This window comes from Velocimicrobium porci (assembly GCF_009696045.1).
GTDB classification, from domain to species: domain Bacteria; phylum Bacillota; class Clostridia; order Lachnospirales; family Lachnospiraceae; genus Velocimicrobium; species Velocimicrobium porci.
Genome location: NZ_VUMT01000007.1, coordinates 125,091 through 146,698 on the forward strand (window position 1 = coordinate 125,091; position 21,608 = coordinate 146,698).

A 21,608-nucleotide genomic window follows, 5' to 3' on the forward strand; every position below is an offset into this window, starting at 1 on the left:
TTATATTTTTAATATAAGGAGTTATTATATGGATGTCAATTTAGAATACTATAAGATATTTTATTATGTCGGTAAATTAGGAGGAATTTCGTTAGCTGCGGAAGAATTGTCTATATCGCAACCTGCGGTAAGTCAGTCGATAAAACAATTGGAAAAGGCTCTTGGGAGTACGTTATTTATTCGTACTCCCAAAGGAGTAAAATTAACGACAGAAGGAGAAACCTTATATTTATATATAAAAAGAGGATATGAGTATATAAAAATGGGAGAAAGTAAATTCCGGGATATTCAGAATTTGGAAAATGGAGAAATTAGGATTGGTGCAAGTGATATGACATTACAATACTATCTTTTACCATTTTTAGAAAAATTCCATGAGCAATATCCGAAAATAAAAGTTCATGTGACAAATGCACCAACACCAAGCACAATGAAATATTTACAGGAAGGAAAAATTGATTTTGGTGTGGTAAGTTCTCCGATTAAAGAAAGACAGGGATTGAATATAAAAAAGGTTCGAGAGATAGAAGATATTTTCGTAGGTGGAGAAAAGTTTAAACAATGGAAAGGAAAAAAGCTTTCTTATAAAGAGTTGGAACAATTGCCGGTTATATGTCTGGAAAAAGATACGAGTACTAGGGCTTATGTTGATGCTTTTTTAGAAAAAAATAATGTGAAGTTAAATCCGGAGTTTGAGTTAGCGACAAGCGATATGCTTGTCCAATTTGCTCTTCGAAGTCTTGGAATTGCAAGTGTAATGAGAGATTTTGCAAAAAAATATATTGAAAATGATGAATTATTTGAATTACAGTTTAACGAAGCAATTCCAAGAAGGCATTTTTGTATTATTACAGATGAAAAAGTGCCGATATCAACAGCTTCTGCAAAACTATTGGAGCAATTAGTGTAAAATGACACTATTTATATAATCTAAAGTTATAACTATTATAATAAATATTGATTTTACTTATGTATAAAGATACAGTATAATTTAGAAGTAAAAGCCAAATATATGAATAGATCCAAATGACAAGGAGGACATAATATGGTAAAAGCAGTCGTAGGAGCAAACTGGGGTGACGAGGGTAAAGGAAAAATTACAGATATGCTTGGAGCAGAATCTGACATTATAGTTCGTTTTCAGGGCGGTGCAAATGCAGGTCATACAATTATAAATGATTATGGTAAATTTGCATTACACACATTACCATCCGGTGTATTTTATGATCATACAACAAGTATTATTGGAAATGGTGTAGCGTTAAATATTCCGGTACTTTTTAAAGAAATTCAAAGCATTGTGGAACGTGATGTGCCAATGCCTAAAATATTAGTGTCAGATCGTGCACAGATTGTTATGTCTTATCATATACTGTTTGACCAATATGAAGAAGAGAGATTGGGTGGCAAATCTTTTGGTTCAACAAAATCAGGAATTGCACCATTCTATTCAGATAAATACGCAAAAATCGGATTTCAGGTAAGTGAATTATTTGATGACGAGCTTTTGAAAGAGAAATCAAAAAGAGTTTGTGAAACAAAAAATGTATTGCTAGAGCATCTGTATCATAAACCATTATTGGATCCGGAAGAAATTTATAAAGAATTAAAAGGCTACAAAGAGATGATAGAGCCTTATGTATGTGATGTATCCGCTTACTTGTATCAGGCGTTGAAGGATGGAAAAGAAATATTATTAGAAGGTCAGTTAGGTTCTTTGAAAGACCCAGATCATGGTATTTATCCAATGGTAACTTCTTCTTCCACTTTAGCTGCCTATGGTGCGATTGGATGTGGTATTCCACCATATGAGATTAAAAAAGTGATTACAGTATGTAAAGCATATTCAAGTGCAGTTGGTGCAGGAGAGTTTGTAAGTGAAATTTTTGGCGATGAAGCTGACGAATTAAGAAGACGCGGTGGTGACGGCGGAGAATTTGGTGCAACAACAGGACGCCCTAGAAGAATGGGATGGTTTGATGCAGTTGCCTCCAGATATGGATGTCGTATCCAAGGTGCAACTGAAGTTGCACTCACAGTTTTAGATGTACTTGGATATTTAGATGAAATACCGGTTTGTGTTGGATATGAGATTGATGGAGAAATAACAAGAGACTTCCCTACAACAGTAAAACTTGCGAAAGCAAAACCTGTTTATGAAGTACTTCCAGGCTGGAAATGTGAAATTCGTGGTATTAAAAACTATGATGAATTACCGGAAAATTGTCGTAATTACATCGAGTTTATCGAAAAAGAATTAGAAGTGCCTATTACAATGGTATCCAACGGTCCGGGAAGAACAGAAATTATCAAACGTAATAAGTAACTAAAATGATAAAAATATATTAAAAATAAAAAACTCTTCTCTAAAAAACAAGAAAAAACTTGTTGATTTAGAGGAGAGTTTTTTTAAAATATATGATATACTATTAAGTAGAATAAAGAAAAGGTATTATTAAAAAAAATTTATGGTTAAAAATCATAAAATTACCATAAATTTGTGTTACTATAAAAGAAAAATAAGCACAAAAAGGAGAATGAGTATGGATATTTTTAATAAAATGGGAGAAGAATTAACGAATGCCGGTATCGGAATTGCAAAAGTAACGAAAGAAATGACAGAAAATGCAAAACTTCATGCTTCTATTACTGCAGAGGAAGCAAAAATCAGGGAACAATACAGAATTATAGGTGAAAAGTATTATAAACAATGTAAAAATACAGAACAAGAAGAATTACTTTCTGAAGAGTATAGAGAGGCATTTGACAAAATAGCAATTTCTAAATGGAAAATTAATGAAGCAAAAGAAACACTGGCAGATCGGAAGGGAAGTATAATCTGTCCGGAATGTGGGGCAAGAGTAGCAAAAGAGGCAGTATTTTGTAGTAAATGCGGAGCTAAAATATAAGACTGGGAAGGAATAAAAACATGCAATTAGCTGTATTAAGTGATATTCATAGTAATTTTATTGCATTGAAAGCTTGTATAAAATTTATCGAGAGCAGACCAATTGATGGAATTATATTACTTGGAGATTATGTGAGCGACTGCCCAAAACCACAGAATACATTAAAAGAAATAAAGCAATTAATTCAACGGTATCCGTCATGGGTAATAAAAGGAAATAGAGAAGAATATTTCCTTAATTATCGGGACGGGAAAGAAGAAAATTGGGAATATACATCATATAAAGGAAGCCTATTATATACTTATGAGCGTTTAACAAAAGAAGATTTGATGTGGTTTGAGAAGCTCCCGTCGACTTTAACAGTAGAAATAGAAGGGGCAAAACCAATTACAATTATGCATGGTTCACCTGTCTGTGCGAAAGAACTTATGGACAAAAATCAGGAAAATACAGATGTCCACATGGAAACCTGCAAAACAGATTATTTATTAGCCGGACATACCCATCGCCAGTTTGTGTACTATCATAAAAATAAAATGTTGTTGAACCCAGGTTCCATTGGAGTTGCAATTGGAGAAAGGGCAACTGCACATATGGCTTTACTACGTTGGGAAGACAATCAGTGGAAATATAATTTAATTGGCGTTCCATACAGCTATAATAAATTAAAACAGGAATTTGAAAAAAGTTCTTTAATGGAAAGGGCAAATGTATGGCCAAAATGTATCTTGAAGTCCATTGACAGTGGAGTAAATGTAGGACCAATTTGTGCAAAAAAGGCATATGATCTGGCGATTGAAGATTGTCAAAAAATCAAAGACCGTATTGTTCCAGAATATTATTGGGAACAGGCGGCAAAAGAACTTGGCGTAATATAGAATAGAAGGAGAAGTAAATGAACAGGAACCTTAAAAAATACGGAAAAAAGTTGGCATATGGATTTTTAGTTTTGAGTTTGGTAGGTGGAGAACTTACAACAGCTAATTATAAAATAGTACAGGCAGAAGAAAATTCGATAGGAAATGTACAAGAAACAATAGATACCGGTGTAGAACAGACAGAGTTAGAGGAAAAATCCGTAACGGATATCAGAGAATATGACAATAATGAATTACTAGTTGTTTATAAAGATGAGATAAAAGAGAATAAAGAATTACCAGAAGGGGCAATAGAAGAAACGATAACAGAAGATTCTTCTTTAGTAGAAACAGAAAATAAAAGCGATTTAAAAGAAGCAATCGAAACACTAAGTCAAGATTCTGATGTTGCTTATGTACAGCCAAACTATACCTATCATGCGTTAACTTCAGTGACGAATGATACTTATTCTAATTATCAGTGGGCATATAATGATGCAAATTATAATATAGGAATTACAACGGCATGGAATATGGGAGCTGGTGCAAACAAAAATGTAATTGTTGCAGTGACAGATACCGGAATTGATTATAATCATGTAGACTTAAAAGATAAAATATGGACAAACTCAAATGAGATAGCAGGAAATGGAAAGGATGATGATGGCAACGGATTTGTAGATGATATATATGGCTGGAATTTTGCTTCCGGAAATAATAGAATTTGTGAATATAAACTTTTAAAAGGTGAATACGTAGACAATCATGGAACTCATGTTGCAGGAATTATTAATGCAACGGCAGAAAATCAAATGGGAATTGCAGGTGTCGCATCCAAATCTAACGTTCAATTAATGTCCGTTAAAATATTTGGAGATGATGGAACAACAACAACGGCAGGTTTAATTAAAGGAATTCGTTACGCAGAAGAAAATGGAGCTGAAATATGTAATATGAGCTTAGGCGGAGATGCAACAAATACATATATGGATAAGCTATTATATAATACAATGAGCAGCTCTAATATGCTATTCATTTGTGCAGCGGGGAATGGAACCGAAGCAACAAAAGGAGTCGGATTTGATATAACGAATCACCGACAGGCACCGGCAAGCTTTAATCTTGAGAATATGATTTGTGTCGGAAACATGAATAAAAATGGAATAATGGATGAAAGCTCCTGCTATAGTAGTACACAGGTAGATATAGCTGCACCGGGAACTGAGATTTTAAGTACAGGAGTTGATGCGAGAAAAAGCAAAAGAGGAGTATACGTATCAATGACAGGAACCTCCATGGCAACTCCAATGGTAACCGGCGTTGCAGCAATGCTTCAGTCATATTACGGGATATTAAAGCCGTCACAGATAAAAGAAGCAATTCTTGGTGGAGCAAAAATAAATGAAAAATTAAATAATAAAGTTGCAGAAAATAGAATGTTAAGTGCAGATGGGGCAATGAAATATTGGCAAGAGCATGCTTTTATTAATACATCTGTAAATAATATAAGAAAGTCAAATTATAAAGAAGTGTCAGTGAAGGTTACCAATTATAATGGAATAGTAGATAAAGTATATTATGCGTTCGGAACACAAGAGGAAAGCTATTTTGAAAATGGTACAATGGGAACGGAAATAAAACTTGTAAATGGAAGAGGCAGTTTTACTGCTGAAAAAAGTGGAACTTATACATTATACGTAGTAGATCGTAATGGATTTAAATCCATGGCACAAGTGAACGTAACAATCCCTACCGTTAAGACAGTTCGATTGTCTGCTACGACAAAGACATTAAAGAAGGGAAAGACATACATATTACGTGCTACGGTAAATCCTTCTGATGTGTATGTAACAAAATCTTATAAAACAAGTAATAAATCAGTTGCCACAGTTTCCTCTAGTGGAAAGATTACAGCTAAGAAGAAAGGAAAGGCTAAAATTACAGTGAACATTTCAGATGGAACGCGCACGAAAAGCGTTTCTTGCGTTGTGAGTGTGACATAAAGAGTGACGTGTAGTAATAAAAATATTAGGATATTCAACTGCACTGGTTGGAGAACAGTGAGAAAAGTGATGGAGTGGCTGGAATTTGCCCCAGCCACTCCATCACTTCTTTCACGTCACTATCTCATACACATTTATTTCATCACATCCAACAACACCTTAAGCAATTCATCATTTTTCTCCGGCATCATAAAACAAAAACGAATAAAATGATTATCTAAGAACGGAAAGGTTGAACAATCCCGAATCATAAGTCCCTTTTGAATTGCTGCGTCGAATAAATCACTTGAAGTAATTCCCTCTTTTAATAATTTGACTAGTACAAAATTTGCCGAAGGAGGGTAAACTTTAATATTTGGACAAGAAGCTAAAATATTACAGATTCTAGTACGTTCTGAATGGATTAAATTGGTTGTCTGTTGTTTATATTCGTCATCTCCAAACATAATTTCACCTGCAATTGCAGCAAGGCTATTAATTGTCCATGGATTTTTCTTCTGATTAATTTCTTTAATCAAATCTTCATTTCCACAAACTGCATATCCAAGCCTTAATCCCGGTGCTGCGAAAAATTTGGAGATACCCCTTAATATAATAATATTATTATAATAGTCGGCTAAAGGGATTGAAGTGATTTCTTCCATATGTTCTGCGAATTCTACATAAGTTTCATCTACCATAACAAAAATATCGTTTTGTTTACAGACATCTAAGATTTTTCTCATATCAGAACGAGTGATAATGGAAGAAGTAGGGTTATTTGGATTACATAATACGAGCAAATCAATATCGGTGTGAAGCGATTCACAGAGTTCTTCTAGGTTTAGTGAAAAATCAGATTGTTCTTTTAAACTAAAGTAATGGGAACGACCTCCGCCAAGTGAAATTTCACGCTCATATTCGGAATAGGTTGGTCCTACAATCAGTGCCTTTTTTGGATGACGGATTTGTATAAAAAGAGAGATTAATTCGGTTGATCCATTTCCTACTAATATGTGGCTTGGAGAAGCTTTAATATATTGACTGATTGCGTTTCGAAGTGATGTGTATTCACGGTCAGGATAAGAGGTAATTGCATCAATATGACTGGAAAGGGTTTCTCTTAACCGAAATGATACTCCAAGAGGATTTACATTTGCGGAAAAGCTTGTAATATTCTCTTTTTTTATACCGTATATTTGTTCTATTTTCTCTAAATCACTGCCGTGAAATTGTTCTAAAGGTTTTGCCATAATTCCGAATCCTTTCTTTCTAAAGTATTGAATATTCAAGTAAGTTAGTGTTATAATTGTTTCATCTGTATTTGTTATTATAATCATTTTATGGAAAATTGCAAATAATACTATTTAAGGTGACATAGCATGAGAGAGAAAATCAGTAAATTGGCAAATGAAGAATTTGAATATGAATTACCAGAGATAATAATCTCAACGGATTGTCTTTCGATTCGGGTGGAAAAAGAGAAACAGGGTGTTGGGACATTTCAAATTTCTAATCGGGATAACCGTATTATGAAATGTTTTTTAGTGTGCAATTGTCCGTATGTTAGTTTGTCGACAGAGGCATTTGTGGATTGTAGTGCGGAAGTGACGGTTTGTGTGTCAGTAAAAGATCAAGAGGCTGGGCACAAAATAGAGGATAAGATTGTTGTATTAAGTGATTGTGGGGAACGGACGATTTCAATAGAGATTGAGGTTGTAGATAATTACTATAATACTTCAATGGGAGAAATTAAGGATTTGTTTCATTTTGCTAATCTTGCAAAAACCAATCAGGAAGAGGCAGTTTTGTTATTTAAATCCCCGGAATTTGAGCGCGTATTTTTACATAGTAAAAATGAATGGTTGCTGTATCGGAGTCTGGTAAAGGGAAATTCTTCGAAACAGGCAATGGAGGAGTTTTTAGTTGCAATCCATAAGAAGTTAAAGCTTTTATTTTCAGTTCCTAAGACAGATGTTTTTTATGAGATAGAAGAAAATAAATCCTTTCTTGATAAATTGTTGATAAAAAAAGATAACTGGGGTTATTCGGAGTTGAAAATTTCTTCTGATGCTGCTTTTTTAATTCCTGAGCATAAACGTGTATGGTCAAATGATTTTACGGCAAATAAATATGAATTGGAATATGTAATTGAACCTAAATTTATGCGCAAGGGGAAGAATTATGCGAAACTTATAATTGAATCGGCACATCAAAGATTTGAAGTTACTGTTACAGCATGGAAGAAGAATTATTCACAGAAAACAGAACATTTAGTGGAAAAAAATAAGGATTACTTGTTCAAAAAAGAATGGATTTTAAAGTTTTTTCAGAATTATATTAATTTTCATATCAACCATATTGCAAATGATATTTATATCTTAGAGATAGAAGAGTTATTGAAAAAAGGAAGTCATTTGATTGATTCAGATACCCTTCTTTGTATTCGCTATCATGTAGCTATTGTAAAAAATGATGTAAATCAGCTAAAAACGGTATCGGAGGAATTAAAAAGTAAAGAAGAAATCTGGCAGGCAGAACAACCGGAAAAATATTGTACTATTTTATATCTGCGTGCATTGCAGACAAAAAAAGAAGATGATATTTCACTGGCTTTGGAAAAAATAAAGGTTTGTTATAATCAAGAAGAAAAATTCCTATATTTGTGGTACCTTTTATACTTAGACCGTTCTTATGAAGAAAAGAGAGTAAGGGAACCGGTTTTAGTAAAACAATTAGAGATGGGAGTTCATAGTCCTATTCTCTATTATGAACTGATTACTTATTACAACCAATATCCAACGGCATTAAAGGAATTGACCGGAAAAATAGCTGCTGCATTTCACTGGGGTGTTAAGTATCAGTACATTCAGTGGGACTTTATGCTTCAATATGTGTCATTAGCACGTAAATGCAAGGGGTTTCATTCATTAATTTATAGAGATTTGATTACACTTTATGAAAAATATCAGGCAGATGAAATTTTATCTGCGATTTGCAGTATTTTAATCCGAAACGAAAAAGTAGGGAACGAATATTTTAAATGGTATCAGCTTGGTGTTAAAAGACAGCTCAGAATTACTAATTTGTATGAATATTATTTATATTCCTGTAATGAAAAGGAGATTACAGAGCTTCCGAATTCCCTTCTTTTATATTTTAATTATGACAGTAATTTATCAAATCGGAAGAAAGCATTTTTGTATGCGTATCTGATTCGGAATAAAGCGAAACATAGAGAGATTTACGAGCAATATCAGAAGAAAATTTTTCAGTTTACGAAGGCTCAGCTTGAAAAGAAAAATCAGGATGAGAATATGGGTGTATTATATGAAGCGTTGATGGAAAATGGTGCTTGTTCGACTGAACTGGCACAGCGTGTGGCTGAAGTTATGTTTCAATATGAAATTATTTGCGAAAATTTAAATATGTGTGGTGTAATTGTAAGCCATAAAGAGCTGGAGGATGAAACCTATACGCCATTGATTGATGGAAGAGCAGTTATTTCTATTTTTACAGAACAGTCATGTATTATATTTGTAGACAGTAATGGAAATAGATATGGAAAAACGGTATCATATGCAATACATAAATTAAACCAATTAGAACGCTATGAAAAGATATGTTATCAATGTGGAGCCAGAAATCCGATGCTGTTACTTAATTTGTTTGAGAAAATTGAGCAGTATCAGAAGTTAGAAAAGGATACAGAACAAATCTGTCGGGAAGTTGCTCAAATTTCTTCTCTTACTCCATTGTATCGGAGAAATGTAGCAATGGGACTTTTGGAACGCTATTATGAAACAATGAATTACAATGCTTTGGAAGAAGTGTTGGATTGGATTGATTTTTCAATCTTAAATCGGGAAGATAGGGCAAAGGTAATTGAGATTTGTATTATATACGATAGAGAAAATAAAGCAATTGCAGGCCTAAAAGAATATGGGCTGAATGGCGTCCGGTTAAACCGGTTGATTCGTCTTGTTACGAAATGGATTCGTGAGAGAACGGCTGAGAGGGATGAGTTCATTTTAGCAATTGCTCGATATACATTTTCAATTGGAAAATATAATGAAGAAATTTTGTCTTATCTAGTGAAATATGGAAAAGGTGCGTCGAAAGATTTATTTTTGCTATGGGAAAGGGCGAGAGCATTTGAAGTTGATACAGAAGCATTAGAAGAAAGGCTATTGTATCAGGTACTATTTACCGAGCATTGCAGTCAAAAATATTTTAAAGTATTTTCCTCTTATTATAAGAGGGGAAAAGATTCACTTTTAATTCAAGCTTTTATATGTTTCCACGCTTACCGTTACCTTGTTCATGATCGGGTTCTTAATGAGAAACTATTTGAATTATTAGAAAAAGAGTGTCAAAGTGGCGAAAATGAGTGTATCTGTCTGGCATTGTTAAAATATTACAGTACATTAGAAAACTTGTCCGAACAGGAAAGTAAATTTGTTGACTATACAATGTACCGTATGATTGAAAAGGGGATTGTACTTCCATTCTTTTGTGAATTTAAGGGGAAAATCATGGTACCTTATGAAATTCAGGATAAGTATTATGTGGAATATAAGTGTAATCCAAATAAAAAGGTAGTGATTAATTATCGGTTAGATGGAAGCACTTTGGGTGAATTTGCCACAGAGGTAATGAAGCCGGTTTATAATGGGATTTTTGTAAAGGATTTTGTATTGTTTTACAATGAAGTATTGCAATATTATATTGTAGAAGAAGAAAATGATTCTCTAAAGAGTCCATGCCGACAGATTACAGAAAGCGTGAGTGCTACTATGGATAATATGACGGAAGAGAAGGAACTGACATCATATAATATAATTAATGATATGCTCATGGCAAGAGAAATGCAGGATGAGAAAACTATGCTTGAGCTGATGAAAACTTATATCAAACGGGAATATGTTGGCGAAAATGTATTTAAGCCACTTTAGAAATATAAGCGATAAGGGCAATTGAAAGAAAGGTCAGTATTACAGTGTAATTGTAATATGTATGGATATAGGTATGAAACAGGATAGAAGTCTTTATGTAGGATTTGATTTGGGAAGAACATATTCTCAGATTAGCTGTTACGATGTAAAGTCAGATAAAATTGTGACAATCTGTCAAAATAAAGAAATGGTAGATGGGTTAATTCCTACGTTGTTGGGTGTGACAAAAGAACAAAGAGAGTGGGTATTTGGAACAGAAGCGAAACAGCTAAATGAGGACGATGGAATTTTGATTGATCAAATCTTAGAACGCATTATAAGAAAAGAAAAGTTTCATGTATTTGGTGTACTGTTTACAGGAGAGGATATATTAGAAAAATACTTTCGAAAGACACTTCTTTTGTTGAAAAGATATTATCCGTCTGAATCAATAAAGAAAATAGTTGTGACAATAAAAGAAAAAAAGACGGTTTTAGTTGAAGCGATTTTTCATGCTTTAGAACAGCTTGGAATTGAAAAAGACCGGGTTGCAGTAGAAGGTTACGAAGAAAGTTATATCAGTTATGCCCTTGGACAGGAAAGGGAACTTTGGATTAACGATATTGGTCTGTTTGAATTAGACGAGGAAGGGCTTTCTTATCGTCAGCTGATTTTGAATCGGCGTACGAATCCGATGATTGTAGAGGTTTGGAAAAAAGAATTTTACGATACATTAAATTTACCTATGATAAAAGAACAAGAGAAAACAAAAACAACTGAAAAAAATGAATTTTTATTTTTAAATACAGCAAAAAATGTATTGTACAAACAAGGTGTTTCGACAATTTATGTGACAGGAATCGGTTTTTTAGGTGAGTGGGCAGATAAGGCATTAAAGGAGTTATGTGTCGGAAGGAGAGTTTTTAAAGGACCAAATCTTTATACAAAGGGAGCATGCTTGCAGGCAATGAAACTGGGTGGCATAAAACAATATGAGGAGTATGCTTTTATTGGCAAAGGTGCTATTAAGGCGAATGTTATGCTTCCTGTTTATCATGATGCAAAAGAAGAGATGTTGATTTTAGCCAAGGTTGGAACTTTATGGAATGAGGTGAATAACGAAGCCGATATTATTTTAGATAATGAAGATGAAATTCAAATTATTGTGAATGATCCAATGAAAAAAGAAACAAAAACTCACATTTTGGAAATGGATGGTTTGCCGGTCAGAGCGAATAAGATGACCAGAATAAAAATAAAGATTTCCTTTTTAGATGAAAAGACAGCGGTTATTACATTAAAAGATGACGGGTTTGGAATATTTTCTGAAACAAGCAACCGTGTTTGGGAGAAAACAATTATTGTGTAAAGGAGGAGCAAGATGGGAAAGTTGATTCTTTGTCATGATTCTTATGCAAAAGAACCATTTCTTTTTAAGCAGACAAATACAAAGGTTTATACGATTGAAGAAATGTGCTATTATATATATAATAATATTTACACAATAACAGAAGAACTATTTGATTCTACTTTATATCAGTGGCTGGAAGAACAGCTGGATATGAACCATTTGAGAGAAAAGCTTTTAAAAGTTCAGAGAGAAGAGCATAGCTTAAAAGATTTAATTGTAATAATGTTATGTAGCTGTGACTATTTTAATGAACAAGAGATTCGTTCCTTAGTTGAAACAATGGATGGGCTAGAGAAACTTTCTATGCAAGAAAGAAAAAAATTAAAGGCAGATAATCTGTTATTTGTTCAAAATTATGGTCGGGCTTTAGAAGAATATGAAAGTATGTTGAAAACGGAAAATGCAAGATGTCTTACAACGGAGGAATATGGAGATATTCTTCATAATATTGCTGTGATTCATACAAGATTTCATTCTTACTTAGAGGCAGCAGTTTTGTTTAAAGAAGCCTATAGCAGAAATCAAAAAAAAGAATCTCTTGAGCAATATTTGTATGCGTTAAAGTTGGCTGGGAATGAGAAACTGCTAGAGGAAGAAATCACTCATTTTGATGTCGATGAAACATGGCTTTTAGAAATGGAAAAAAACATAAAAGAGTTAAAAGTAAAAGTGGAAGATACAAAGGAATATCAAACCGTTCATAAGCTTCCGGAATTGAAATTGGAAGGACTAGTAAATGAGTATTATGGAAAAATCGATCAATTATTAAATGAGTGGAAAAAGGAATATAGAGTAAAGTTGGGCAGGTAAGAGAATGAGATTATTAAAACTTTTTTCCAGAAGAAAGAAGAAAAAGGAATTAGATGAGGCAAGTGTACTGCCTGTGAAAGATACGATGGAAGAAGATGGCAATCTACTTCAAACAACATCTGGTGAAAAAAAAGAATCAGAAATGGATATGGAATCAGAGTCAGCATATCTTGATTCAAAGAAGGACAGAGAAGATTATATTCGGAATCAGTGTGAGCGTATGGTTGAAGCTGCAAAACAAATTGATGATGCGAAAGTAGAGTATGAGGCTGTAACCTCTTATTTAAATGATATGCAGAAAATTGATTTGATTGAACCGGAAAAGCGGAAAATTGTTGATGATGCAGCAAGAAATATTGTGATGTATACAAGGGAACGGGAAAAATACAAAAATAGTGATGTGAGGCTGACACCATCACAAAGACAGATGATGGAGAGGTATGAACATGATATTTTATCAGAGCTAAAAAATATGCAGAATAATGAAAGTTATCAGCAGGTGATAAAAAGTGACCTCCGTTATCTGGAGGGAGAAAAGGCGATGCTTCGATATGAGAAAAATGAAATAATCGCGAAGCAAAAGTATTTAAAAGGTTTGTCAGTTACCTTATCTGTGCTGGTTGTAATTTTATTTATTGTTTTGGCAGCGGTTGCTAAAGTATTTGAAGTGGATATGAGATTGCCGTTTTTAATGACTGCTGTTATGGCGGTTGGAAGTGCAGTTTATATATTATTTGAATCAAACCGCAATCGAGTCAATATAAAATTGAATGAGCAGAAGATGAAAAAAGCAATTACGCTTCTTAATAAAGTAAAGATTAAATATGTAAATAATACAAGCTGTCTAGAGTATGGATATACAAAGTTTGGAATAAAAAATTCTGCTGAATTGGAGAGTGTCTGGAAGGAGTATGTTACCTTAAAAGAGGTTGAACGCAGATTTCGAACCAATACAGATAAATTGAATGAAAATAATGAATTGTTAATTGCCGAACTTAAAAAAGAACATATTGCAGATGCGGATATATGGATTTACCAGCCGGCGGCGTTGATTGACCGCAAGGAAATGGTGGAAATCAGACACCGTCTAAATGTCAGAAGACAAAAATTGAGAGAGCGGATCGAATATAATGCAAAAATAAAGAATCAATCGATGGAGTCTTTAAATCAGATGGTTAAGAAAAAACCTGAATTAAAAGAAGAAATTTTGCAGATATTTCATTTATATCAATTGGAGCTTGACGGAAATACTTGACAATCTGTGAATTTTTCAATAGTCTATAATGAGGAAGTTAACGAAAAAAGGAGAATTATATATGAGCAAAGAACTTGAGAAGACATATAATCCGGGTGAGATTGAAGAAAGATTATATCAGAAGTGGATAAATAAGAAATATTTTCATGCAGAAGTAAATAAAAAAAAGAAACCATTTACAATTGTAATTCCACCTCCAAACATTACTGGTAAGCTTCATATGGGACATGCCTTAGATGAAACCATGCAGGATATTTTGATTCGTTTCAAGCGTATGCAGGGATACGAAGCATTATGGCTTCCAGGCACAGACCATGCCAGTATTTCCACAGAGGTAAAAGTTATTAATCAGCTTAAATCCGAGGGAATTGATAAGGAAGAATTAGGAAGAGAAGGATTCCTTAAAAGAACCTGGGAGTGGAAAGAAGAGTATGGTGGAACGATTGTAGAACAGTTAAAGAAATTAGGTTCTTCCTGTGATTGGGACAGGGAACGTTTTACATTAGACGAAGGTTGCTCTAAAGCGGTAGAGGAAGTATTTATTAAGCTTTATGAAAAAGGACTCATTTATAAAGGCTCCAGAATTATTAACTGGTGTCCTGTATGTAAAACGTCTATTTCAGATGCTGAAGTAGAACATGAAGAACAGGGCGGTCATTTCTGGCATATTAACTATCCAATTGTTGGAGAAGAGGGAAAATATGTTGAGATTGCTACAACAAGACCGGAAACATTACTGGGAGATACAGCGGTAGCTGTTCATCCAGAGGATGAAAGATACAAAGATTTGATTGGAAAAAAAGTATTGCTTCCAATTGTAAATCGTGAAATTCCAGTTGTTGCCGATTCCTATGTTGATAAAGAATTTGGAACTGGTGTTGTTAAAATAACACCTGCACATGACCCAAATGACTTTGAAGTTGGAAGACGTCACAATTTACCAGAAATTAATGTATTAAATGACGATGCAACAATCAATGCAAATGGTGGTAAATATGAAGGGCTTGACCGCTATGAAGCAAGAAAGAAGATTGTTTCTGAGTTAGAGGAGCTTGGACTTTTAGTAAAAGTTGAGGAGCATGTTCATAACGTTGGAACTCACGATAGATGTAGTACAACGGTAGAGCCAATGATTAAACAACAGTGGTTTGTAAAAATGGATGAGCTGATAAAACCAGCCGTTGAAGCAGTAAAATCAGGAGAAATTAAGTTGATTCCGGAACGTATGGAAAAAACATATTTTAACTGGACAGATAATATCCGTGACTGGTGTATTTCAAGACAATTATGGTGGGGACACAGAATTCCTGCTTATTATTGTGATAAATGTGGTGAAGTTGTTGTTGCGAAAGAGTCTGAGAAACCGGAAACTTGTCCTAAATGCGGTCATACATCAATGACACAGGATGAAGATACATTGGATACATGGTTTAGCTCTGCATTGTGGCCATTTTCTACACTAGGCTGGCCGGAAAAGACAGAAGAATTAGAATATTTTTATCCAACTAATGTATTAGTTACAGGATACGATATTATTTTCTTCTGGGTTATCCGAATGATATTCTCAGGCTATGAGCATATGGGACAAAAGCCATTTGATACTGTTTTATTCCATGGTCTGGTAAGAGATTCCCAGGGACGTAAAATGAGTAAATCTCTTGGTAATGGAATTGATCCATTGGAAATTATCGCTAAGTATGGTGCAGATGCCTTAAGATTTACACTGATTACAGGAAATGCGCCTGGAAATGATATGCGTTTTTACATGGAACGTGTTGAGGCAAGTCGTAATTTTGCTAATAAAGTATGGAATGCTTCTCGTTTTATTTTAATGAATTTGGATAAGGCTGACACCATTTCTTTCTGCCCAGAAAAATTTGACGAAACAGAAGGGTTTACTGAGGCTGATAAGTGGATTTTGTCAAAAGCAAATAGTTTAGTTAAAGAAGTAACTTCTAATATGGAAGAGTACGAATTAGGAATTGCTGCTCAGAAAATATACGACTTTATTTGGGAAGAATTCTGTGATTGGTACATTGAAATGGTAAAACCTCGTCTTTACAATGAGGAAGATAATACAAAAAATGCGGCTCTTTGGACACTAAAACATGTATTAATTGATTCTTTGAAATTATTGCATCCATATATGCCATTTATTACAGAAGAAATTTTTTGTAATTTACAGGATGAAGAGGAGTCAATTATGATTTCAAATTGGCCGATATATAGAGAAAGATATAATTTTACAGATGATGAACAAGCAGTTGAGATGATTAAAGATGCAGTAAAAGGTATTCGTAATGTGAGGGCGGAACTGAATGTACCACCAAGCAAGAAAGCGACTGTAATCGTTGTATCAGAAGAAGAAAAGATTCGTTCTGTTTTTAATAGTAGCTGTGTTTTCTTTGCTACACTTGGATATGCCAGTGAAGTAGAAGTAAGAGCGGATAAAGCAGGAATTGGAGAAGATGCGGTATCAGCTGTAATTCCAGGAGCAACGATTTATATTCCATTTGCTGAACTGGTTGATATATCAAAAGAAATTGAACGCCTTGAAAAAGAGCAGACTCGTTTAGAAGGGGAACTAAAACGAGTAAATGGTATGTTAAGTAATGAAAGATTCATTAGTAAAGCACCAGAGGCTAAAATTAATGAAGAAAGGGCAAAACTGGAAAAATATACGAATATGATGGAGCAGGTAACAGAGCGTCTGAAAAATCTCAAAAAGTAACAGAAGATTGTAAAAGGGGTGATAACATGGCTGTTAATGTTACTAATAATCGTTCAATGGTAAGAATTGGACCAGATATGACACAAGCGTTTATTACATTATATCCGCCAGAAGAGGGTCAGGTATACGAAGAAAGTGACTTAAGAGATATTCTGGAACAGTATGGTGTAGTGGAAGGAATTAACAGAGAAGCACTTCGGAATATTTTGCAAAACAAAGTGTATTTACAGGAAGTTTTAGTAGCAGAAGGAATCCCTGCAGTTGATGGAAAAGATGGAGAATATACATTTTTATTTAATACAACGGCAGATACAAAGCCTAAAATATTAAAAGATGGCTCTGTCGATTATACGAGTATGGGAAAGATTGAAGTTGTAGGGGAAGGACAGGAAATTGTCTATTATACACCTGCGACTCCAGGAACGGATGGTTTTAATGTAAAAGGAGAGATTATTAAGTGCCATCCGGGAAGAGACCTTCCTCAAATTAAAGGGAAGGGATTTCGGGTTTCTGATGATAAAAAAGTATATACTGCAGCTGTAACAGGAAAAGTAGATTATCAGAATAACCGACTTGTTGTTTCTAACCTGCTTACAATTGACGGGGATGTAAATCATGTAACAGGAGATATTACATTCAATGGTGATATATTGATAAGAGGAAATGTATCAACTGGTATGTCAGTTAATGCGACCGGTAATATTACGGTTGATGGGCATGTCGAAGCCGCCTCTTTAGAGTCTGGTAAGGATATCGTTTTAAAGAATGGCATGCAAGGTGGCGGACGTGGAGAAATTCATGCAGGGGGAGATGTTTCCGGTAAGTTTTTTGAACAAACTACAATTTATGCAAAAGGTTCTGTGAATGCCAATGCAATTATGAACTGTCAGGTTATCTCCGAACAAAAAGTAATTGTTTCCGGTAGAATGGGAGTTTTAGTCGGAGGTTCCGTAAATGCAGTTGAAGAGGTTGATGCAACTATGATCGGAAATATGTCAGAGGTAAAAATGACAATTTCTGTTGGGACCGAAAAGAGCTTATATTCTAAGTTAAAAGCATTGGAAGATAAAATACGAAAAAATGCATTAGATATTGAAAAGATTACGATGGCAATTAAACAGATTAATGCTATTTTAGAGAGAAAGCCACAAGCAGAACTATCAGAGAAAAAAATGCAGTTGCTTCGTACTAAAATTGAGCGTGATACACAGACGAATAGTCTGCTCGAGAGCAAAGAAAGAATAGAAGATGTTATTGAACGCTCTGCTTTAGCTAAGGTAGTTGTTTCAAAAAGTATTTTCCGAGGTACAACACTTGTAATTAATGGAGAAAGAAAACATATTGAATCCGAGAATTACAATGTAACTTACTGCAAAAAGAATGGAGAGATTATTTCTTATCCGAATATTTAGAAAAAAGTAAGACAGGGTCGATATAAGACGATGAATGATACAGGAAAAAATCAAACTTCTATTGATTTTTTCCTGTATTATAGTTATGATATAAAATGGTTAGAAGGAGGAAACGAAAACATGATTAATTTTGAGGAAGAGATTGAAAAATTTCAGCCAAGTCTAGAGGTAGATGAAGCAGAAGATGCAATTTATAATAATGATGTGACAGATGTAACGGATATTATTCAAGATATTTTGAGTGAAATGAAGAAAAATTAGGAGGCGTTAGTAGTATGTACTGCCCAAAATGTGGAAAAGAAGTATCCTTTCACACAGACACTTGCAGTCAGTGTGGAGTGGATTTGACTGTATATAGAAAAATTATAAGTGCATCAAATAGTTTTTATAATGATGGATTGGCAAAAGCAAAAGTGAGAGATTTGTCTGGAGCAGTTGTTTCATTAAAGAAGAGTTTGAAATTGTATAAAAAGAATACAAATGCAAGAAATCTGTTAGGACTTGTATATTATGAAATGGGTGAGGCAGTATCAGCCCTTAGTGAGTGGGTACTAAGCAAGCATTTTGAAGAAAATAATAAAGATGCAGATCGCTATATGAATGCGGTTCAATCGAATCAGGCTCGCCTAGAAACGATTAACCAGTCAATAAAAAAATATAATAGTGCATTAAATTATGCAAAACAGGGAAATTGTGATTTGGCAATTATGCAGCTTGAAAAGGTAACTAGCTTAAATCCTAAATTTGTTCGCAATTATCAGTTATTAGCACTATTGTATTTAAAAAGTGGAAAGAAAGAGAAAGCTGCAAAATATTTAACTAAGGCTCAAAAAATTGATGTAAATAATACACTTACGTTGCGGTATATGGAGGAGATTCCGGGAGCATTTAGCGGAATAAAAGACAAGAAGGCAAAAAGAGAGAAAAAAGATGAAGTGAAGCCGGTATCGGCAGAACGCCCAAGACATACATTTCAACCGGAAATTGATGTTAGTTCAGAAGTATTTCACGGCTCTTCCTACAGTGAGGACAAGTTTAATATATGGCCTTATTTGAATCTTGTAATTGGTGCAGTATTGGGAATTGCAGTTGTCTATTTTCTTTTAGTCCCAACTGCGAAAAAAAGTGTTGCGGAAGATTATGAGGCACAATTTAAGCAGTATACAGATGAGCTGGCAACTCAAAATGCGAAAACAAACTCGCTTGAAGGAGAGAAAAAAGCTCTTGAAAAGAAACAAAAAGAACTGCAGAAACAATTAGATGACTTGAAAGCAGAAGGAATTAGCGAAGAAACTTATGAGAATTTCTTTGAATCGATTACACTTTACATGAATAATCAAAAGACAGAGGCAGCAATTTTGTTAGCAGATGTAAAGGAAACTGCAATTGAAGGAAAGAAGGCAAAAGAGCTATATAATAAGATAAAAGAAGATACCTTTGTAAGTACTGCGGAACAGCTGTCAGAGCAGGGACGGGTTACTTATAATCAAGGACGATATCAGGAAGCAATTGAATTATTAGAGAAAGCTATGAAAATGGATAAAACAAACACAAAGGCAATCTATTTTCTAGGAAGAGCAAATCAGCGTCTTGGTAAAAATGACAAGGCACGAGAATACTATAATACAATTATCAATGACTTCCCGGATTCGGAGCGTGTGGCAGAAGCAAACAGACGCTTAAATGAATTAAACTAAAATAAGCACAAAAGAAATCCTTATTGTATTGAAAGAATATAATAGGGATTTTTTTTATCATAAATGGAAAGGAAACAGAGTATGAAAACAAGAAAAAAAATTGATTCATTTTTTGAAGTAGACGATGCTTGTCTTATTATTCATATTACAGATGACTTAGACCATCATAATGTTATTTCTCTCAGAGAAAAAGCAGACAGATTAATTGACAAAGAGAGAGTTAAGAATATTGTATTTGACTTTGATGGAGTATCTTTTATGGACAGCTCGGGAATAGGAATGATTATGGGACGATATAAAAAGGTGATATTTACCGGGGGAAAAGTTGGTGTCGCCAGTGTAAGTAACAATGTTGACCGTATATTTCGGATTTCCGGACTTTATAAAATCATAGGAAAATATGAAACAGTAGCAGAAGCGGTACAGGCTTTGTAAACAGGAGGAGGATAAGAATGAAAAAGAATGAAATGATGTTGGAATTTGATAGTGTTTCGGAAAATGAAGCATTTGCAAGGGTGGCAGTGGCAGCGTTTGCAGCTCAGCTAGATCCCACATTAGAGGAGATTGCAGATATTAAGACAGCTATTTCAGAGGCAGTTACAAATGCAATTATTCATGGATATGAGAATAAAGAGGGAAAGGTAAAAATTCACTGCATGATTGAGGATAACTGTTTGAAAGTAGAAATCAGTGACCAGGGTGTAGGCATCGCAGATGTTGAGAAAGCCAAGGAACCAATGTATACAACAAAACCGGAATGGGAACGTTCAGGGATGGGTTTTACGTTTATGGAAACATTTATGGATCATTTGACGGTGGAATCAAAGCCTGATATTGGTACAAAGATTTATATGGATAAATGTATTGCAAAGCAGGCTGTTTAAAGGAGGAAGAGAATGGATACCTTTGAACTGATAAAAAAGGCAAGAGATGGTAATAAAGAAGCAAGAGATCAGGTGATTACTGAAAATATTCCGCTAGTATGGAGTATCGTAAAAAGATTTTCCGGAAGAGGTCAGGAACTGCAGGATTTATTTCAGATTGGAACGATTGGACTGATGAAAGCAATTGATAAATTTGATATGAGTTTTGATGTTAAATTTTCAACTTATGCGGTTCCTATGATTACAGGAGAGATAAAACGTTTTTTGAGAGATGACGGAATGATAAAAGTTAGCAGGTCTTTGAAAGAAACAGCCGGAAAGGTACGAATTGCAGAAGAGCAACTTAACAAAAAATTGGGTCGTGATCCCACGATAGAAGAAATCAGTAAAGAATTGCAGATTGAAGTAGAAGATATTGCCATGGCTGTTAGTGCAAATGCAGAAGTAGAGTCTTTATATAAGACAATTTATCAGGGAGATGGAAGTGCGATTTGTTTAATTGATAAGCTAGAGGAAACAAAAGATGAGCAGGAGGCAATGATTAATCATTTAACTTTAAAAAAAGTTATGGATTCATTGGAGGAAAAAGATAGAGAATTAATAAAATTAAGATACTTTATGGATTGGACACAGACGGATATTGCGAAAGAATTCGGGATTTCTCAAGTTCAGGTATCCAGACTGGAGAAAAAAATATTAAAAAAAATGCGAGAAGGATTTGTGTAA

General features: G+C 34.2%; 17 protein-coding genes. 16 read left to right on the forward strand and 1 reads right to left on the reverse strand.

All coding sequences use genetic code 11. The annotated features are described in order from the left end of the window. Positions 1-28 precede the first annotated feature (28 nt). The 5 genes from FYJ58_RS06380 (at position 29) to FYJ58_RS06400 (ending at position 5,769) form a co-directional block, all read left to right on the forward strand. Positions 29-910, forward strand: coding sequence for a LysR family transcriptional regulator (locus FYJ58_RS06380; protein ID WP_154518878.1), 882 nt, complete (start codon positions 29-31; stop codon positions 908-910). 135 nt (positions 911-1,045) lie between these two features. Next, entirely contained in the window at positions 1,046-2,326 is a 1,281-nt protein-coding gene (locus FYJ58_RS06385) for an adenylosuccinate synthase (RefSeq protein WP_154518880.1), read from the forward strand. Positions 2,327-2,543: 217 nt separating this feature from the next. Continuing rightward, positions 2,544-2,909 (forward strand): zinc ribbon domain-containing protein, encoded by a 366-nt coding sequence (locus FYJ58_RS06390; protein WP_205839178.1) that lies wholly within the window; start codon positions 2,544-2,546, stop codon positions 2,907-2,909. Between the two features lie 20 nt (positions 2,910-2,929). Then, positions 2,930-3,787 (forward strand): metallophosphoesterase family protein, encoded by an 858-nt coding sequence (locus FYJ58_RS06395; protein WP_154518884.1) that lies wholly within the window; start codon positions 2,930-2,932, stop codon positions 3,785-3,787. A gap of 17 nt (positions 3,788-3,804) precedes the next feature. After that, positions 3,805-5,769 carry a S8 family serine peptidase gene (locus FYJ58_RS06400; protein ID WP_154518886.1) on the forward strand — a complete coding sequence of 655 codons (1,965 nt, stop codon included), beginning with the start codon at positions 3,805-3,807 and terminating at the stop codon, positions 5,767-5,769. A 134-nt stretch (positions 5,770-5,903) separates the two neighbouring features. Here FYJ58_RS06400 and FYJ58_RS06405 read toward each other — a convergent pair whose 3' ends face one another. Further along, positions 5,904-7,001, reverse strand: coding sequence for a pyridoxal phosphate-dependent aminotransferase (locus tag FYJ58_RS06405; RefSeq protein ID WP_154518888.1), 1,098 nt, complete (start codon positions 6,999-7,001; stop codon positions 5,904-5,906). A 129-nt stretch (positions 7,002-7,130) separates the two neighbouring features. On the opposite strand from FYJ58_RS06405, the gene FYJ58_RS06410 reads away from it, so the two are divergent. From FYJ58_RS06410 to sigF, 11 genes are all read left to right on the forward strand, one after another. Continuing rightward, positions 7,131-10,703, forward strand: a complete 3,573-nt coding sequence (locus FYJ58_RS06410; protein WP_154518890.1) for a DUF5717 family protein — start codon at positions 7,131-7,133, stop codon at positions 10,701-10,703. A 73-nt stretch (positions 10,704-10,776) separates the two neighbouring features. Continuing rightward, a complete protein-coding gene (locus FYJ58_RS06415) occupies positions 10,777-12,051 on the forward strand; it encodes a DUF5716 family protein (protein ID WP_154518892.1) in 1,275 nt (424 codons plus the stop codon). A 12-nt stretch (positions 12,052-12,063) separates the two neighbouring features. After that, positions 12,064-12,903, forward strand: coding sequence for a hypothetical protein (locus FYJ58_RS06420; protein ID WP_154518894.1), 840 nt, complete (start codon positions 12,064-12,066; stop codon positions 12,901-12,903). A 4-nt stretch (positions 12,904-12,907) separates the two neighbouring features. Continuing rightward, complete coding sequence (locus FYJ58_RS06425) at positions 12,908-14,158, forward strand: hypothetical protein (protein WP_154518896.1); 1,251 nt, start codon at positions 12,908-12,910, stop codon at positions 14,156-14,158. Positions 14,159-14,219: 61 nt separating this feature from the next. Further along, the gene (locus FYJ58_RS06430) at positions 14,220-16,889 is read left to right on the forward strand and encodes a valine--tRNA ligase (protein ID WP_154518898.1); all 2,670 of its coding nucleotides are present in this window, start codon (positions 14,220-14,222) and stop codon (positions 16,887-16,889) included. A gap of 26 nt (positions 16,890-16,915) precedes the next feature. Then, entirely contained in the window at positions 16,916-18,301 is a 1,386-nt protein-coding gene (locus tag FYJ58_RS06435; RefSeq protein WP_154518900.1) for a DUF342 domain-containing protein, read from the forward strand. A 120-nt stretch (positions 18,302-18,421) separates the two neighbouring features. After that, the gene (locus FYJ58_RS14720; protein WP_205839179.1) at positions 18,422-18,562 is read left to right on the forward strand and encodes a hypothetical protein; all 141 of its coding nucleotides are present in this window, start codon (positions 18,422-18,424) and stop codon (positions 18,560-18,562) included. A 14-nt stretch (positions 18,563-18,576) separates the two neighbouring features. Beyond that, positions 18,577-19,998, forward strand: a complete 1,422-nt coding sequence (locus FYJ58_RS06440; RefSeq protein WP_154518901.1) for a tetratricopeptide repeat protein — start codon at positions 18,577-18,579, stop codon at positions 19,996-19,998. An 81-nt stretch (positions 19,999-20,079) separates the two neighbouring features. After that, complete coding sequence (locus FYJ58_RS06445; protein WP_154518903.1) at positions 20,080-20,433, forward strand: STAS domain-containing protein; 354 nt, start codon at positions 20,080-20,082, stop codon at positions 20,431-20,433. A 17-nt stretch (positions 20,434-20,450) separates the two neighbouring features. Continuing rightward, on the forward strand, positions 20,451-20,882 hold the full coding sequence (spoIIAB, locus tag FYJ58_RS06450; RefSeq protein WP_154518905.1) for an anti-sigma F factor: 432 nt from the start codon (positions 20,451-20,453) through the stop codon (positions 20,880-20,882). Between the two features lie 12 nt (positions 20,883-20,894). Beyond that, positions 20,895-21,608 carry an RNA polymerase sporulation sigma factor SigF gene (gene sigF, locus FYJ58_RS06455; protein ID WP_154518907.1) on the forward strand — a complete coding sequence of 238 codons (714 nt, stop codon included), beginning with the start codon at positions 20,895-20,897 and terminating at the stop codon, positions 21,606-21,608.